Below are 17,925 nucleotides of genomic sequence, written 5' to 3' on the forward strand. Positions count from 1 at the left end.
GTATCAATTTTTCCGGTGACAAACTGATGGTAAACGTCTTTTCCCGCTTTCAGTTTGGCTATCAGAAAATCGAGAGGGGCTTTAGGAATATGGCAGTCAGAACATTCGGCCCGAATTCCTTTCTGATTGGTAAAGTGAACCGAACCGGTGTATTCATCGTAGGGGGTTTGCATGGTATGGCATGAGAGGCAAAACTGGGTATCGGAGGTTTTATGCAGGACGTAAGCTCCGCCGCTTAGACCAATAACACCCAGAATAATGCCGATAAACAGTATTAGGGCGATGCGTGATTTCTTTATTCTCATGTATGGCAGCCTTGTCCGCTAATAAAAATCAGTTAAAACAAATAGACCTGAGAGCGTTTATTCATTCGATAATGATTATGATTATTTTTACATGATAAAAAAGTATGCCTTTGGCTATTTATTATCTATCGGTTAAATCACATATTTTTATATTTTTTAAAGTGTCGATATGTATTTATTTATATATCGAGGTTGGGTTAAATATAAAAAATATTTAAAATCAATATGATAGGGTTATTTTTGTTTTTAACAAAATTACAAACTAATAACCCATAGGCTTTAACATATCTATGTTATACCAAAAGACTAAACTGAATCTGTAGTGATTTTATTTAAATGAAAGTGTTCTAAAAAATTAATTGTGAAAACAAAGCGAGAGGGGGAAGAGGCTATATCATCAGAAAGGGAAATGCATTGGCGTAAATATATTACCGCATGCATCACAGATAACAAAAAACCGCCCTGAGGCGGTTTTTTAAATCTTAATTAAGCGTTAGCTTAAATTAGATAGCAACTACGTTTGCAGCTGAAGGACCTTTTTGACCAGCTTCAACATTGAATTCAACCTGTTGGCCTTCATCTAATGTTTTGTAGTCGTTACCTTCGATTGCAGAGAAATGTACGAATACATCTTTGCTGCCGTCTGCTGGAGTGATGAAACCGAAACCTTTACCTGCATCAAACCATTTTACCTGACCAGTAATTTTAGCCATTTTTTAATTTCCTCTAGTGATTATGTACACCTAAAAAGTAGGTGACGATAAGCTGTGATTTTAGTTATTACATATGGCGGCACTAAGAAGAAATTCATCAGATAAGTGATATCGACAGATAACGCTTGAAATAGGAACTACTTTACTCAAAATGACATACATATAATAGACTGCGTTCCAGCCTGTGAAGCTATTAACGCATTTTGCTTGGATAATAGCAACACTTAATTTGAGATAGTTATAGAGAGTGGTAATTATCGGGAAGCAGAAACGTCATTTTTATGCACTAATTTGACACCGTTGCGATTGTTAAATCACCCGATGAGTCATATCATAAACCGCTTTTTTGTCCGCAATGCTAGTCAGGATGATAGTATAGCCAAATAGTCGAAATATTTAGCAGGGAGTGCTGAAATGCCCATTATCTTTGTGGTTTGTCTTCAAGTTTTGTGCGGTGTCCATGTGGTAAAAACCGGTCAGGAACGCTATTGGTTATACCTGATCATTGGGTTACCGGGCATTGGCTGCGCAGTGTACGCCCTGGCAATTATGCTGCCTGACTTATTCAGCAGCAGAGACGGGCGCAAAATTATACGTCATGCCCATGATAAAATGGATCCTGAACGCCATATCCGCATGCTACGTGATGAGCTAAATATCACCCAAACCAGCCAGAACTATGTCCTGTTAGCCGATGAGTTAATGCGGGTTGGTCGCCCCAAAGAAGCGATACCTGAATATAAAAATGCATTAACCGGTATTTTTACTCGGGACCCGGATATCATGGTTAAGCTGGCTGCGGCCCAGTTCGACAGCCACGATCCCGTCAGCTGTCAGCAGACGTTAGATGACATTACGCAGCATAGCCCTGACTATCAGTCACAGGACGGGCACCTGTTATATGCCAGAGCGCTGGCTGAAAACGGTCATCTTGCTGAAGCAGAAAGCGAATATCAGGCACTGATTAACTATTACACCGGGCCTGAAGCGCGCTTTCGTTACTATCAGCTATTGATGGACCAGGGGAAAATGGAGGCGGCAAAACAGCAGTTGGAGACTATTTTAACCACTGCCCGCTGTGCCAAACCTCATTATCGTAAACTACACAAAGCCTGGTTAAGTAAAACCCAGCAGGCGATTAAGCTATTTTCTTAATCGCCAAACAGGCAAATTACATCATCAGCAGTGGCCCGGCGTGAAAACGTCGGGCCATGCCATAAATTACGCCTGATCTTCCGTCACAATAACCGGCTTATCAAAGTTAATCATTAAGGAACAGATGAGATAACCGACCGCAGCCAGAACAAACACCATCATTGCGGCATAGTAATTTCCGGTGAGTTGAACAATAAAGCCAATAAATATAGGAATAATTGCTGCAAACAGGTTGCTGCTGAAGTTCATGGTTCCACAAATAGTGCCCGCCACTTTTTGCGCGCCAAGCAGCGACGGAATCGACCAGTAAACGCTGGCCCAGCGTAATGGGAACATGGCAACGGCAAGTAGCCCAACGGCAAGCATAGGATCGCTGCTGTTTGCACAAAGGAATATGCCCACTCCGGCGGTAATGGCAGAAATTGCCAACATGGTGTGGAGCACTTTATTTGTTTTAGCGCCCGAGTTTCTCCAACGGTCCATAATGTAGCCGCCGGTTAACTGACCGATAAAACACAGTAAGAAGATAAAGGCCATCGCGCCACCCATCGATTTAATATCGAATCCGTAGGTTTTTTGGAAATAGAGCGGAAGCCATGTCATTAGCCCATAAAATACCGTGCTATAGCAAACCCAGCCGCCAATTAATGCCAGAACGTTGCGCTGTTTTAAGTAGGGTTTGATATCGGATAGTTTGAATTTTTTTCCGCTTTCAACGCTGGTCGGATTATGTTCAGTAATATGGTCCAGCTCAGCCTTATTGATATACGGGTGCTCATGGGGATAGGTGCGGATATACCACCAGGCAAGAAGGCCGGCCATAATAGTACCAATACCGGCCACCACGAATGCCATTCTCCAGGATCCAAAAAATGCAATCAGCCAAGTGAGTATCACGGCGCCGAGCGCGGTACCTAACGCAGCTCCGCCGTCTAGCAGCATTGAGCCTCGTCCGCGTTCTGTCGGTGTCAGCCATGCTCCCATCAGCTTGGCGCCTGATGGCATAATCGGTGCTTCAGATACGCCTAATCCGACGCGCGCAATGGCCAGGGTAAAGGTGCTATAGCAGAGTGCAGCAACCGCCTGAAATGCTCCCCAAATAATTGTTGCCCAGGCAATAATTGTTCGGGTTTTAAATCTATCCGCCAGTACCCCGCTGGGTATTTGCATTAACGCGTAAGCCCAGAAAAACGTACTGTGTAATAGACCGACTACCACTGCATCCTGAATATCAAACTCTTCAACGATATAAGGCATAGCAATAGCCAATGATGTTCGGTCAATATAGTTAATTGCACCTAACAGCAGCATAATAATGAATATTTTCCATCTGACGGTGGTTGCCGCTGCACCCGGGCTGTATCTTGATATCGAATTATTAGACATAAAGAATCCCTCAGCCATATCGGTGAAGATATAGCTTGTATATTTAAGATTAATTGTCAGGAATATTTCACTAATCCAATTTATTGGTGCTCTGGATTAGGTATTCCGGCTAAAAATAAAGGCTGGTTTTTTTTATTATTACTCCCTCTGTGTTTTATTTGATTAACGCTTTTATTCAGGCTATTTATCTGGCGTGTTGGTGGAACGATAATCGACAATTTGTTGGTAAATACGGATTGCGGCGGCGGCTGCGCCATAGCCGTTATCAATATTCATGGTCATTACGCCGCCGGAACAGCTGGCTAAACAGCTATTTAGTGCAACCTGACCGCCGCTGGCGATGCCATAGCCAACGGAGGTCGGCACCGCGATAATCGGGGCATGAACTAATCCGGAGATGACGGTTGGCAAGGCGGCTTCCATGCCGGCAACCGCAATAATAATGGCGTAGTGACGCAATACGGGCAGCCTCTCCTGCAGTCGCCATAATCCGGCAACGCCAATATCCTGATGCAAGTCGCAATCTATTCCGTGAAAGTTAAGGGTGGTTTGGATTTCTTGGCATACAGCGACGTCTGATGAGCCGCCGGAAATGATGCCGATTCTTACCGGCGCAGCTAATAGAACATCGCCACCAAATACTGCACAGTGAGCGGTTGGGTTATATTCAAGCTGGCGGATCCAGCTTTCGGACAGTTGAATCAATTTTTCCGGCGTTAGACGAGTGAGTAATAATCTACGATGTTGATCTTTTGCCAGTGACAGAATGTGTTCAATTTGCTCACCGCGTTTAAATTCACACAACACGGCCTCTTCAACGCCACATCGCTGTAACCGCTCGAAATCCATCGTAATATCTGGCGCGGATAGATTAGGCTTCGACATAATTTACCGGCTCCTTATTACCGACAAAGGCGCTACCCCGTTGATAAGCTGAAATAAATAATGGCGCGTTTAATCCGCACTCTTTAGCCATGGTTTTAATGTGTATAGCAAGCTGGTCGATATCGCCGGCCTGTAGCTCCACTAAAGTACGATCGTCAAGTTCCAGTACCATGGCTGACTGTCGGATGCGAAAACGGATGGTTTCGCCGCTTATCACTTTACGCACGTGGCGTTCAACCCTATCGATGAGGTCGAGCTGTGCTGACGATATGCGAATACCAGTTTCGACTCGGCTCGCCAGACAGGGAGACGCGGGTAAATCCTGTAAATCCCTCAGGCCAAGCAGGGCAGCAATTTGCCTGATAGTCTTCTTATCGATCAGACATTCAATATACGGATGGCGGATATGCTGTTCTTTTGCCGCTATGAGCCCCGGACGATAATCGCCAAGATCGTCCAGATTGGTACCGCCGATCGCCTGACCGTGGTCTAATTTACGCAGGTTAATATAAAGGCTGGTTTTGCAGTAATAGCAGCGGTTGACCGGATTTCTTTGATAATCTTCGCGATCGATTTCGCCGGTAATAATTTGTTTAAAATTCCATTGATAGCGTCGGGCATATTCCGCGACTCGAATACCGTCAGCATAAGGAACCGCGGCCGAAGTCGCATGGACTATCAGCGCTTTTTGTCCCAGGGCTTGGTGGGCGATATAAGCCATTAGCATGCTGTCTATACCACCACTCACGGCAACGGTGCATTGTCCGACGGCTTTCAGCCATTGCTCTAACCGGAGTAAAGCCAGCTGAGTACTATGGTTGTTGTTCATTTAATCTCCTTGGCCGATTCTGGACGACGGTCGTATTGCGTTAAGTCAGGGCATTTTTCAACGCTGGATTTTATGCTTTGCCGCTGGTCATGGCTGGTCAATGGGGTAAGTAAGGCATCGGCTTCCAGCTTACAGCTACGTTCTCCGTTGGGGCGTTGGGCATACTTTACCGGCCAGTCCTGTTGGTTAAATTCGATTAACGCCTGACGGCGGGGCAGCATAAAACGTTGGGTTTGCCAATGGCGAAGACCCAGGGTTGACGTTTGAATAAATATGGCGTCGCAAATAGCAGATAAGTTTTCCGGTAGGCAGAGCATTTCTAAGCGGGTTACCCAACGCTCTTTTTTACCCTGTAAAGTTTGGCTGGTAAGGTCAATCAGGCCGTCTAACCGGCGCAGGTTTTTTTGTGCGATAGCTAATAGTTCAGGCGTCATATCATCAATATCGCACTGAATAACGCAGGCGATTTGACTGATATATTGACCGTCAGATTCCGTAGCGTTCGGGGTTTTGAACGGGCAAACTCGCAGGACGTTAGCCCGGCCTTTTAATTTTCTATTGCCGAAACCATAACCGGCCCGTTGGGCCTGACCGACGATCGGCCGCCGATATTGCTTTAACCAAGCGAGTATGGCGGCTCCGGTTGGGGTCACTCTCTCCCCGCTGTCGCCGTCATCATGCCAATTGAAGCCTTCAAGTAGCTTCAGCGTCGCCGGTGCAGGAACCGGAATTTCACCATGTTCACAGCGTACGGTTCCTCCGCCCCACGGCAGATCGGAGCAAGACCAGCTTTTAGCGCCGCTATGGGTGATAAGAAATGCCGCACTGATAATATCGACTAATGCGTCGAGTGCGCCCACTTCATGCAGATGAATCTGCGGTAAATCCACTTGATGTATCTGGCTTTCAGCCTGAGCGAGTAGGGTATAAATTTCCAGCGCACGCTGACGGACTTCATCGGTAAGAGGCGCCTGTTCCAAGGTGTTAATAATCTTTTGCCAGCTGGTGTGATGATGTGTGCTTGCCCTTGCCGTAGGGGTTAAAACGTTAGCGTGTTGTTGGGTATTCTGGAAAATAAAGTGGGTTGAATCTTTGACGGCCAGCCCCTTGATACGGACCTGAAAACGCTTCCCGTTTAGTCCCTTATCCTGAGCAGGTTCCAGCGTGATGTTTAGCCGGGAACTTAGCGTTAACTTATCAAGCAGGTTGAAAAGCGGCGGGGCAAGGTCGGGAAAGGTATCCAGCATAGCCGCTGAAAACATATCTCCTGCAATACCGCCGATAACGTCAAGATGTATATGCATATGGTCCTCTGGTCGTTTTTAGCGTTCAGTTCTGGTTGTTCAGTCGATGATTGAGGTGCCAATAATCGACTGAACTCACTATGGTTAACTCTGTTTTCTGAGGGCCATAATGGCCAGTGCACCGACAGATGCTACCGAGCCGATGGCCACTAATCCGGCTACCGGGCTATTAAACATATTCTCGGCATGAACGCGGATAATCGGGGCGGCAAAGCTGAACAATGCGCCGAACATATTGATAAATCCGATACTGACAGCCAGAGCGCTACCGGACAGAATACTGGTCGGAATCGCCCAGAATATTGGCTGACAGGCAAAGAAGGCGGTTGCACTAAGACAAAGTGCAATGATGGCGCCATAAGGACCGGCAACCGAAGAGAGCATAATGGCTATCCCTCCGACCAACAGGGTTGCGGCAGCAATTTTACGGCGTTCCTGAGTCCGGTCTGAATAACGAGGAATAAAGTAGGTGCCTAGCAGTGCGCATAGCCAGGGAATAGCCGTAACGACCGAGGTCATAAAGTTAACCGAGCTACCCATAATCGAAGCCACTTGGGACGGTAAGAAGAAAATCAAACCATAAACGCCACACTGGATGGTTCCGTAAATAATCGCCAGATGCCATATTTTCGGATTTTTAAGCGCTTCAATAATGCTGGAAGAGACTTTTTTACTTTCTTCGGTATTCAATTGATTAATTAACAGCTCTTTTTCAGCAGGGCTTAGGAAGCGGGCGGATATCGGTGCATCGTCCAGATAAAAGAAGGTCCATATACCGGCAGCAAAGGCTAATGCGCCTTCAATAATAAACATCCAGTACCAGCCGGGATGGCCTAACATGCCGTGAAGTTCTAATAACGCACCGGATAAGGGGGAGCCGAATGCCATTGCTAGCGGAGCACCCATATAGAACAGGCCCATCACGCTGGCCCGGTTAGCCTGAGGAAACCATTGTGAGGTCAGATAAATCATGCCGGGAAAGAATCCGGCTTCGGCGATGCCGAGTAATACGCGTACGGTTAAAAATTTAGCCTCACTGTCGGCATAGCCCATTGCCATCGAGAGTGTACCCCAGGCGAGGGTCGTTACGCCGATCCAACGTTTGGCGCCGAACTTTCTTAAACAGAGGTTGGCCGGCGCGCCTAAAAAGGCATACACCACAAAGAATAAGCCGGCACCGAGCGCATAGGCTTCATTGCTTAATCCAATATCAAGCTGGTAGGTCTCTTTAGCAAAACCAATATTAGAGCGATCTAAAAAGGCCAAAATATACAGCATTAACATAAAGGGTATTAATCGCCATTTCGTTTTATTAACCACCGACGGTAAGGTGACAGACATGAGGTATCCTTATATATTCATATATAATTTTAGTTTTAAATAAACGATAATATTATTGAGTTTTTTCTACTGATTAATTAATGAATATTTTTCTTTACCATTCGCCGATATCCGTAAAGTTATTTTCTTCATCAAAAATAAACTGGGACGGTTCAGTTAATATTTCGATATTATTATTGGCGCGAGCATCGTCCAGCATATTTTCAGAAATATAAATTTCACCTATATGTAATGTGTTAGCCATTCTGACTATTCGCGCTTCAGTTCTGCCATCTAATATAATGCAGGTCTTAATCGCAACCTGAATGGCTTGCTTATCTGATGGCATAATGACGGGAATAAAGCCATCGCGCGCGAGTCGGGATGTAATGACATTAGGATAAGTTTCGGGCAAATCGATTTTATTATACAGGCGCTGGGTACAGTAATCGGCCCAACCCATGCCGGTCGCATTGCCGCCGCTTTGCTCATGTAAATCCAGCACCGCTATGCGATCGGGCCTGATAGTCGCAATAGGTTCAACAAAGGGCGTCGGCGCTCTGCCCATCACGTGTCCGTCCATACCGCCGCCGGAATATATTTTGCCCATTAGATCAATAACCGCGATATCAACGTTATCAAACAAGATCTTAGGGAAATAGGATTTAGATTCAGCCAAGAGTGCGGTTTCACGCTCTTCTAATCTGTCTGCGGCAATAGCTTCGATTTTTACCACTTTGTCATAGGCATTCTCAACCGTACCGATACCAAAGAGAAAAGGGGTCTTTTTCACCTTAATTCGCGCCATGTCGACAATGTTTTTCGCCATATTGCCGAAGCCGTGAGTATGGCAAGAGTCTGCGCCGTCTTGTTTGCCAAAACCGATAGTAATCATTTTGATAATGCCGCTTTCTATCGGGGCGGTGAACGCGTTGTGAGCTTTAATCCGGTTAATGGCAATAATGCCATCAGCCTGCATCGCGTTTTTATCCATTAAAATAGGCAGCCCATTTTCCAATTCACCAAGCTTTACCGTTTCCATTGATGCGCGGATCTCACAGCCCAGTATTTCTTCCGTCATCCCCAAATTCTCCAGCACGTGGCGTTGACCTTCAGCGGTCGCACCACCGTGGCTTCCCATCGCCGGAACGGCAAAGGGAATAGCCCCCAAGGCTTTTAACTCAGCAATAACGGCCTGTGCAATTCTGGGTATTTCAGCAATTCCCCGGCTGCCAATACCAACTGCAATGGTCATGCCGGGTTTTATCGTCGCTTTAATTTCAGGCTTATTTAATTCTTGTTTAACCACTGACTTTATATCAATAATTTCATTCGGTGATGCAAAGTGTTGCCGAACTTTTATCATATTAGGCAGAGGGATATCTTGTAATAGCTTATCAATAAAAGACATGTTCACAACTCCTGTGAATGATTACCCGAAGGTTTCTATTATTTTATTTTTAGGCACCGCTATTTATAATTGTGAATATAAAGCTTGTTATGAAACGCAGTATTTAAATAAACAGTGGTGCCTGATAATCGGTCAATTACATAATTGAACCAATATTCCAGGGAACAAATTCCAAACCACCGTAACCAAAAAGTTCACTCTTGGTTTTTTTACCCGATGCCATATCCAGAATCATGGTGTATAAACGCTCGCCGGCTTCAGCAATGGTTTCTGTGCCGTCAACGACGTTGCCACAGTTAATATCCATATCTTCTTCCTGCCGCTTCCAGAGCGTATTGTTGGTGGCCAGCTTTAGGGACGGCGTTGGTTTGCTGCCAAATGCCGATCCCCTGCCGGTCGTAAAACATAGCAGATTGGCTCCGCCGGCAATTTGGCCGGTAACGGCAATCGGGTCGTATCCGGGGGTATCCATAAAGACCAGCCCTTTGGCGGTGACCGGTTCAGCATATTCATAAACATCGACTAAGTTAGAGGTTCCGCCTTTGGCGATGCCACCGAGGGATTTTTCCAGTACTGTCGTCAGGCCACCGACTTTGTTGCCCGCCGATGGATTGTTATTCATCTCGCTGTTATTGCGGGCACAGTAATCCTCCCACCATTTAATCCGGCTGATGAGTTTTTTACCGACTTCGGGCGTCACGGCACGGCGGGTTAACAGATGTTCTGCCCCGTAGATCTCAGATGTTTCGGACAGAATTGCGGTACCGCCTTGCTGAACAATTTTATCGGCGGCATAGCCAAGTACCGGATTGGCTGAAATACCCGAATAGCTATCGGAACCGCCGCACTCTAAGGCCAGAATAATTTCAGAAACGGGTACCTCTTCACGTTTAACCTGGTTGGCTTCGGCCAGCATTCCATCAATAACTTCAATGCCCTTATTAATGGTTTTTTGCGTGCCGCCGGTTTCCTGAATTGTCATGGTATGCAGCATTTTGCCTTCGGTCAGGTTTTCGACCTGAATCAGATCTTTGATCTGATTAGATTCACATCCCAGACCGATGATAACCACGCCAGCAAAGTTGACGTGTCGGGCATATCCGCTCAAGGTGCGGCGCATAACAACCATGGCTTCACTGTCAAAACCAATCGCACAGCCGAAGCTTTGCGGCAGAGCGACAACCCCGTCAACGTTAGGGTAGTTTTCTAGTCCGTGCTTTTTATAATGATCTTCAATTGCCCGGGCGACTGTGGCACTGCAGTTTACCGAGGTCAGAATACCGATAAAGTTTCGGGTTGCTACGCGACCGTCGGCCCGTTTGATGCCCATAAAGGTATCGATTTTTTCCGCTTTAGGTAGTTCAATGGTATCTTCACCGAAGGCGTAGTCGCGGCTGAAGTCACCCATGCTTAGGTTGTGGGTGTGGATATGGTCGCCTGCTTTAATGGGCTCTGAGGCAAAACCGATAATTTGCCCGTAGCGTTTTACCGCTTGGCCAACGGGAATATCCCGTAGGGATATTTTATGGCCCTCAGGAATATCGGATTGAACTTTAATGTTTTCATTGGCTAATACCGTGCCGGCAGATACCGGAAAGCGGGCGACAACGACATCATCGTTAGGATTAAGCTTCATTACGGGATAGACATTACTCATGGAAATCTCCTGATAATTGTTAGATCCAAATAACGGTTTTTATTGTTATTGTGCGTCGATTCCGGCTGACTGCAGAATGCGCTTAACCTGCGAAATTTTATCGGCAGAGAGCTTTCTGACCGGTGCAATAACGTTTGTTGATATATCTAAACCCGATGCTTTAATGCCTTCTTTCACCACGCCAAAGAAAGGGGATTCAATGGCATATAACGAAGAGAGTTTTGCCAAGGTGCGCTGTAACTCGAACGCCTTCTCATACTCTTTATTTACAAAGGCGTTATAGATACCCCCGGTCACTTCAGGTGCAATATTGAAGGTGGCTGGAATACCGCCGTGTCCGCCTAGAATTAGGGTATCTAACAGATATTCGTCATAGCCGGAGAAGATAATAAATTCAGGTCGGAAAGGATGGATTCGGTTAATGATCTCTCTGGTGTGGCTGATATTATCAATAGTGTCTTTAATGCCAATAATGTTGGGAACGTCTTTGGCTAAGCGGGTGATAACATCAAGGCCGATATCTTGCCCGGTTAATGCCGGAAAATTATATAACAGCACCGGAACAGCCAGACTTTCCCCAATGCTCCGATAGTGATGGTAAATATACTCACTGCTTAACTGGGCATAATAGGGATTAACCACCAGTACAGCGGCAGCACCAATCTTTTGCGCATGCAACCCGTATTGGATGGTTTCATCTGTTCCCGGGGCAGCGATACCTAACATGACCGGAACACGACCGGCAACGTGACTCATGGCAAATTCAGCCACTTCAAGACGCATTTCATGGTCCATATGACAAAACTCACCGCCGCTGCCTAGAATCAGCATACCGTTTGCACCACTGTCGATCACTCTGTCTATCAGTTTGCCCATGCCGTCGCGATCGAGCTTGCCTGCACTGTTAACGATGGTTGGAACCGGTGGAAAGATACCTCTAAATTTATTCAGACTCATAGTATGGCGTACTCCGTTTTTTAGTATGTGATTTGTTCTGCATGTGGAACTACTGTTCTTTATTTTAGTTAGGCTGCACCCACTTCACAGTACAGTCAACTGTTTTTGGTTTAAATTACGATCAAAATGATTGTTGTGTGATCTTGTCTGTATTTTATGGCGTAAAATTGCCGACGATAAATGCGCCGTTGGCGGCGAAAAATAGGATTAATGGCAGGGGGGAATAGCGTCAAATAAGGGATGAATGGGGGGTTTTTTACTTAAAAATAGACGGTGAAAATTTTTTAATTAATTGATAATAATGAATTATTACAGAGAGTTGAGGGGGCGGATATGAATATAAGCCAAAGTAATAAAACGTTGGCTTAAGAAGCAGGGGATAATCGGGCACTGTTATAGCCCTTAGTGAAATCATCTGAAAGGTGATTGCCACTAAAGTCGGTAAAAAAATCGCTCAGCAGCTCTTGCTCCAACTGATAAAAATAGGCTAATTGACCTGCCTGATATTGAGCCATGGTGGAGTCACTGCATAATTTTTCGAGTGCATAAGAAAAGCCACAGACAAATCCTTTTCTGTAATCGATGCTATAGCTCAGCATGGTTTTTGTTATCACCGGCTCGTGGGCAACAAGCCCCGCCATCAGCCCGTCACTAAATGATTTATTCATACATACTCAGAACGCAATCTATTCGATGTGTAAATTATAATATAACGTGTGGTTTTATTGGATACCACATAATAAGTATTTGGCTATCATTATTGCCAGAAACACCCTAAATTCCGGCGTTGCCGGCAGAGCGCCATTGTGGTCACTACGGCAGGACTGGCTATTTATTCCGCATACTGTGTTTTTTAGCGATCTTTTTATTTTATCTGTTAACTCAACGACAAAAATGAAACCGCTGAAGTTGGCTGATTATGAGAAAACCGCCGATACTTTGAGTATTCAATCAGTCATGAGGTGGAATATGAAAAGAGATTGGGAATTAATTAAAAAAATATTAGTGATGGTTGAAGCATCTGATGTCAGTGCCAACGGGGTAAAAAGTACCAGCATTACCGGATATGATCATGGTCTGGTCTGTGCCCATATTAGTCTGTTGCAAGAGAATAGTTATATCGAAGGGCACGATTATAGCTCCAGCTCATTAGATTATTATCAGGTGACGGGATTAACCTGGAAAGGCTATGACCTGCTGGATACCCTGCGAGATCAATCTTTAACCTAGTGCATCAGTGACGCCGAAAAATAGCTAGCCGAAACCGTGACCCTCGTTTTTATTGCGGGCCACGGTTTTTTTATTGCCTGTAAATAGGAACTACGCCGCTAACTTACGTCGACGACCTTCAGCATCCGCCGCCCGAAGCGCAGCCATCACATTTTCCGGGCTAATTTCACAAGGCTCGTTATGCATGGTCTCACCTTCATTACACGCCGCTTTAGCCACCTTCATAAGCTCTTCATCGCTGACCTGTTTTAGACCAATATCTTCCAGCGTAATCGGTAACCCGACCTGCTGACAGAAGGTATAAACGGTATCAATAATTTCAGGATCCCGATCGGTCAGCATCAGCATGGCTAAGGTACCGAAGGCGACTTTTTCTCCGTGCCAATAGCTATGGGTTTGCGGCAATACGGTGAGCCCGTTATGAATAGCATGGGCCGCGGCCAAGCCGCCGCTTTCAAAGCCGAGGCCGGAGAGTAGGGTGTTGGCTTCAATCACGTGCTCAAGTGCCGGGGTTACCTGCTGTTGCTCACAAGCAGACTTGGCCAGAACGCCATACTTAAGCAAGGTATCGTAACACAGGCGGGCCAGACCAAAGGCTGACATAGGGCCGGGGCGGGTTGTCATATTGCCTGCCAGCTTAATCCGACAATCTTCGGCTTCAAACCACGTCGCCAGCGCATCACCAATGCCGGAAACCAAAAAGCGAACCGGAGCCTGAGCGATAACTTTAGAGTCAACCAGCACCACGTCGGGGTTACGAGGGATCATCAGATAACGCTTAAACTGGCCTTCCTGAGTATAAATCACCACTAGCGAGCTGCAGGGGGCATCCGTTGACGCCAGCGTAGGCACAATCGCGATTGGCAGTTTTAGTGCCGCACCCGTAGCCTTAGCGGTGTCCAGCGTTTTACCGCCGCCCATTCCGACCACGACTTCAGCACCATAGGCTTTGGCCAGCGATGAGATGCGGGCAATTTCTTCGTCTGAACATTCGCTATTGAATACTTCAACTTGAAAATCGATTTTACCGTCTAATGCCCCGGCAATCATGCCGCCTAAGGTTTGGTTAACAAACGGGTCCTGTAACACCAACGCTTTCTTGCCAAGGCGGGAAAGTTCCTCACCTAAGCACAGCTTTATTGCATCGGCTCCTTGCACATAACGGCCGGGAAAAATAGCAGTGGTAATCATTTTTTTACTCCTTGGATTATTGAAAAATAATTACGCCTGCTGATTTGTTCTTTATGTGGAACTATTGTTCTGTATTTTGTTTTATATTCGACTCAGGCAGTGCCGGAGTCAATGATATGCGCCGGTCAAGTTGATTTTTTGTGATCGACAGCAACTAATTTCATCCGCTATCGATAGGCTATCTATAACAATGTATTGATAATTATTGATTTTTTAATATATCGGGCACTTAGCCCTGTGGTGAGGAGGGGAGATGGCGTACTGCAGATTCAACGAATTGGATAGATAAAAAATTTGCGTTTGCTCACAGAACCCTAACTTTAGCGATTCAAACGATTGACTCTTTCCTACCTACAATAGAGTATATGTTCCATATGCAGTACATTTGTTCTGTATATGGAACTAAAATGATTCATCTCAACAGCTATACACCAAAATAATACAACGCATTAATTTCTAATAATTTAAAGGTTGAGCCAAGGAACATACTGATGAATACAGCCTCAAGTGCCCCAATTCCTAAAGGACGGTGGAAACACATTATCCCCGCCACGATATTGGTCTATATCGTGGCTTATATGGATAGAACAAATATCGCCATTGGTATTGCTGGCGGTATGGATAAAGATTTAGGAATGACTGCTTCGTTTTCAGGATTAGTCGCAGGCATTTTCTTTATCGGATACATTTTTCTACAAGTACCCGGCGGACACATTGCCGAACGCTATAGTGCTAAAAAGTTTATCGCCTGGACAATCGTTGCCTGGGGCGGTTTTGCCTTACTCACCGGATTCGTACAGAACCCAACTCAGCTACTGATTATACGCTTCATACTCGGGGTGGCTGAAGGCGGTGTTTATCCGGCGATCTTAGCACTGATAGGACACTGGTTTCCTAATGAGGAAAAAGCCCGTGCTATTGCCTTCTTCCAAATGAACTTGGCCGTCGCTTCGATTATTACTGGCCCGCTCTCCGGCTGGTTAATTGAAGTTCAGGGCTGGCGTGAAATGTTTATTATCGAAGGTGTATTATCGCTAGGATTACTGTTTATCTGGATGCCGATGGTGGCAGATCATCCGCATCAGGCTAAGTGGTTAGACCCGCGTGAACGTGAGTGGATTGAGCGCAAGCTTGAAGAAGACAAAATGGGCTCGTCCGTTGACGATAAAGCCAGTTTTAAAACCATTATCCGTAGCGTAAATTTATGGAAGTTAATCGGGATTTATTTCTTCGTTCAGGTCGGTTTCTATGGCTTCGCACTGTGGATGCCTAACCTGATTAGAAATCTGACCGGAAGCGGTATGACCATTGTGGGTGCCTTGACCGCTGCACCTTATTTCCTCTGTATTATCGGCCAATACTACATTGCCAAATGGTGTGATAAGACGATGAACCGTCGGCTATATACCGCTATTCCTCTGGTCGGTTTTGCCATCTGTCTGACGCTGTCTCTGCTATTAAAAGACAATATCTGGCTGGCTTACGGAATGATGGTGATATGCGGATTCTTCCTGCAAGCCTATGCCGGACCGTTCTGGACGCTTCCACCGTTACTTTTCCCTGCCAACGTGTTGGGTGGCGTACGGGGTTCAATCAATGCCCTGGGTAATTTAGGCGGCTTTATCGGCCCTTATCTGGTGGGATTATTAACCATGACCATTAGCCAAACTGCAGGCATGTTTGTGTTAGTCGGAGCACTGTTAATCGCCACTTTCTTACTCTTTACTTTACCGGCCATTACGGCCCGACCACCCACTAAATAGCCGGTAATGATGATTCAATGTCGTGTTGATAGATTATTTTGAGGAATTGAAAATGCAACAAAAATGTCAAAGTGCCCGTGATTTATGGTCCCAGCTTGATGCCCTGCGTTTAGGGATGAACTACAGCAAAGAAGATACCAAAAAGCCTCAGGTCCTGATTGATGACTGTTATGGCGAGAGCCATCCGGGAAGCTTCCACTTAGGCGAACTGGGTTATGAAACGGTATTAGGCGTTCATGAAAGCGGTGGCCGGGCAGTGCGTCACCATGTGACGGATATCTGTGACGGTTGGGGGCAAGGCCACGACGGCATGAACTATATTCTGGCCTCCCGTGAAGCCATTGCCAATATGGTGGAAATCCATGCGTCGGTAGTGCCTTATGATGCCGGAGTATTGATCTCTAGCTGTGATAAATCTATTCCGGCGCACCTGATCGCCGCGGCGCGGCTGGATATGCCATTACTGCATATTCCCGGCGGCTCTATGCGCCCGGCACCGAATATGAGCACCTCCGACTTAGGTGGCATTACCGCTAAGTTAAAGAAAGGGGAGATCAGCGTTAAGCAGGTCGAAGCCTATCAACAGTGTGGCTGCCCAACGGCCGGTGCCTGTCAGTTTATGGGCACGGCAAGTACCATGCAGTGTATGTCCGAAGCCTTAGGCATGGCGTTACCGGGCAGTGCACTGATCCCTGCCACCATGTCTGAAATTCGCCGTATGGCACGCGCTGCCGGGCATCAGGCGATGTATCTGGCTGAGAAGAATATTACTACCGGAAGAATTCTGACCCCTGCCGCATTTGAGAATGCGATTAAGGTTCATGCTGCAATCGGAGGCAGTACCAACGGGCTTATTCACTTACCGGCCATTGCTCATGAACTGGGGTGGGAACTAAAACCGGAGGTGTTTGACCGCATTAATCATCAGATTCCTTACCTGACTAATATCCAGCCGAGCGGCGAGTATGTTACTGAATTAATGTGGTTTGCCGGCGGCATCCCGATGATCCAGTGGCTGCTGCGCGATCAACTCGATTTAGACGTGCTGACCGTCACCGGACGCTCTCTGGGGGATAACCTGGAGATGATTCAGCAGTCAGGCTTCTTTGAACGTAATCATGGCTATCTGGCGAACTATAAAGTCCAGCCGGAAGATGTGATTAGAAAACCGGAGTCAGCAACCAAGAAAGGCTCAATTGCCATTCTAAAAGGCAATATTGCACCGGACGGGGCAGTCATTAAGTACGCCGCCTGTCGTGCTGATATGCATCAGCATATCGGGCCGGCCAAAGTATTTAATTCAGAAGAAGACGCACAGCAAGCCATTATCCATAACCAAGTGGAGCCGGGCGATGTGCTGTTTATTCGCTATGAAGGGCCAAAAGGCTCTGGCGCGCCAGAAATGCTAATGACCACCGATGCGATCGTTTATGACAATCGTCTGGACGGTCGGGTTGCTTTGATTACCGACGGTCGTTTCTCCGGCGCAACCAGCGGGCCGTGCGTGGGCCATGTATCCCCGGAAGCGGCTGACGGTGGACCAATAGCCCTAATTGAAGACGGTGATGTGATTGAAATGAACGTACCGGAGCGCAAGCTTAACATTATTGGTGTTAACGGTGAGCGTAAAACCGAGCAGGAAATTGATGCCATTATGGCTGAACGTAAGAGCCGTTGGGTTCGTCCGGACTACTCTGCCCGCAGAGGAATCTATAAGCAGTTTACAGAAAGAGCTGCGTCACTGATGGCCGGTGCTTACACCAGTTAGTCATCATCAGGCAGGCGTCGGTGGATTGAGCTGAGGCCTGCCTGAATAGCG

16 protein-coding genes are annotated in these 17,925 nt (G+C 46.4%); 4 read left to right on the forward strand and 12 right to left on the reverse strand.

The window, feature by feature from the left end; translation table 11 throughout:
- Both YWE_RS26685 and cspE read right to left on the reverse strand, forming a co-directional pair.
- On the reverse strand, positions 1-305 hold a 305-nt coding region (locus tag YWE_RS26685), incomplete at its 3' end, for a NapC/NirT family cytochrome c (RefSeq protein WP_036015186.1).
- A gap of 503 nt (positions 306-808) precedes the next feature.
- A complete protein-coding gene (cspE, locus tag YWE_RS0105210; RefSeq protein ID WP_036015188.1) occupies positions 809-1,018 on the reverse strand; it encodes a transcription antiterminator/RNA stability regulator CspE in 210 nt (69 codons plus the stop codon).
- A 414-nt stretch (positions 1,019-1,432) separates the two neighbouring features.
- On the opposite strand from cspE, the gene YWE_RS0105215 reads away from it, so the two are divergent.
- A complete protein-coding gene (locus YWE_RS0105215; RefSeq protein ID WP_029093564.1) occupies positions 1,433-2,173 on the forward strand; it encodes a hypothetical protein in 741 nt (246 codons plus the stop codon).
- Between the two features lie 66 nt (positions 2,174-2,239).
- Here the strand turns inward: YWE_RS0105215 and YWE_RS0105220 are convergent, their stop codons facing one another.
- The 9 genes from YWE_RS0105220 to YWE_RS26695 all read right to left on the reverse strand — a co-directional run bounded on the left by YWE_RS0105220 (position 2,240) and on the right by YWE_RS26695 (position 12,590).
- The gene (locus YWE_RS0105220; protein ID WP_029093565.1) at positions 2,240-3,559 is read right to left on the reverse strand and encodes an MFS transporter; all 1,320 of its coding nucleotides are present in this window, start codon (positions 3,557-3,559) and stop codon (positions 2,240-2,242) included.
- A 180-nt stretch (positions 3,560-3,739) separates the two neighbouring features.
- Positions 3,740-4,444, reverse strand: coding sequence for a nickel pincer cofactor biosynthesis protein LarB (larB, locus tag YWE_RS26690; RefSeq protein ID WP_051323208.1), 705 nt, complete (start codon positions 4,442-4,444; stop codon positions 3,740-3,742).
- Positions 4,431-5,273 (reverse strand): ATP-dependent sacrificial sulfur transferase LarE, encoded by an 843-nt coding sequence (gene larE / locus YWE_RS0105230; RefSeq protein ID WP_051323209.1) that lies wholly within the window; start codon positions 5,271-5,273, stop codon positions 4,431-4,433. The genes larB and larE overlap by 14 nt, the downstream gene beginning before the upstream one ends.
- Positions 5,270-6,577 carry a nickel pincer cofactor biosynthesis protein LarC gene (gene larC, locus YWE_RS0105235; protein ID WP_029093567.1) on the reverse strand — a complete coding sequence of 436 codons (1,308 nt, stop codon included), beginning with the start codon at positions 6,575-6,577 and terminating at the stop codon, positions 5,270-5,272. The genes larE and larC overlap by 4 nt, the downstream gene beginning before the upstream one ends.
- Before the next feature lie 84 nt (positions 6,578-6,661).
- Positions 6,662-7,918, reverse strand: coding sequence for an MFS transporter (locus YWE_RS0105240; protein ID WP_029093568.1), 1,257 nt, complete (start codon positions 7,916-7,918; stop codon positions 6,662-6,664).
- Between the two features lie 94 nt (positions 7,919-8,012).
- Positions 8,013-9,308 carry a nickel pincer cofactor-dependent isomerase, group 22 gene (locus tag YWE_RS0105245; protein ID WP_029093569.1) on the reverse strand — a complete coding sequence of 432 codons (1,296 nt, stop codon included), beginning with the start codon at positions 9,306-9,308 and terminating at the stop codon, positions 8,013-8,015.
- 136 nt (positions 9,309-9,444) lie between these two features.
- A complete protein-coding gene (locus YWE_RS0105255; protein WP_029093570.1) occupies positions 9,445-10,965 on the reverse strand; it encodes a UxaA family hydrolase in 1,521 nt (506 codons plus the stop codon).
- Positions 10,966-11,010: 45 nt separating this feature from the next.
- Positions 11,011-11,922, reverse strand: a complete 912-nt coding sequence (locus YWE_RS0105260; protein WP_029093571.1) for a dihydrodipicolinate synthase family protein — start codon at positions 11,920-11,922, stop codon at positions 11,011-11,013.
- 365 nt (positions 11,923-12,287) lie between these two features.
- The gene (locus tag YWE_RS26695) at positions 12,288-12,590 is read right to left on the reverse strand and encodes a DUF2623 family protein (protein ID WP_051323210.1); all 303 of its coding nucleotides are present in this window, start codon (positions 12,588-12,590) and stop codon (positions 12,288-12,290) included.
- Between the two features lie 79 nt (positions 12,591-12,669).
- On the opposite strand from YWE_RS26695, the gene YWE_RS0105270 reads away from it, so the two are divergent.
- Positions 12,670-13,152, forward strand: coding sequence for a DUF2513 domain-containing protein (locus YWE_RS0105270; RefSeq protein ID WP_029093572.1), 483 nt, complete (start codon positions 12,670-12,672; stop codon positions 13,150-13,152).
- A 90-nt stretch (positions 13,153-13,242) separates the two neighbouring features.
- On the opposite strand, the gene YWE_RS0105275 is transcribed toward YWE_RS0105270, so the two are convergent.
- Positions 13,243-14,343, reverse strand: coding sequence for a glycerol dehydrogenase (locus tag YWE_RS0105275; RefSeq protein WP_029093573.1), 1,101 nt, complete (start codon positions 14,341-14,343; stop codon positions 13,243-13,245).
- Between the two features lie 491 nt (positions 14,344-14,834).
- On the opposite strand from YWE_RS0105275, the gene YWE_RS0105280 reads away from it, so the two are divergent.
- Positions 14,835-16,106, forward strand: a complete 1,272-nt coding sequence (locus YWE_RS0105280; protein WP_029093574.1) for an MFS transporter — start codon at positions 14,835-14,837, stop codon at positions 16,104-16,106.
- A gap of 52 nt (positions 16,107-16,158) precedes the next feature.
- Positions 16,159-17,874 (forward strand): dihydroxy-acid dehydratase, encoded by a 1,716-nt coding sequence (ilvD, locus tag YWE_RS0105285; RefSeq protein WP_029093575.1) that lies wholly within the window; start codon positions 16,159-16,161, stop codon positions 17,872-17,874.
- Positions 17,875-17,925: the final 51 nt, after the last annotated feature.

The organism is Budvicia aquatica DSM 5075 = ATCC 35567 (assembly GCF_000427805.1).
Classification (GTDB): Bacteria; Pseudomonadota; Gammaproteobacteria; order Enterobacterales; family Enterobacteriaceae; genus Budvicia; species Budvicia aquatica.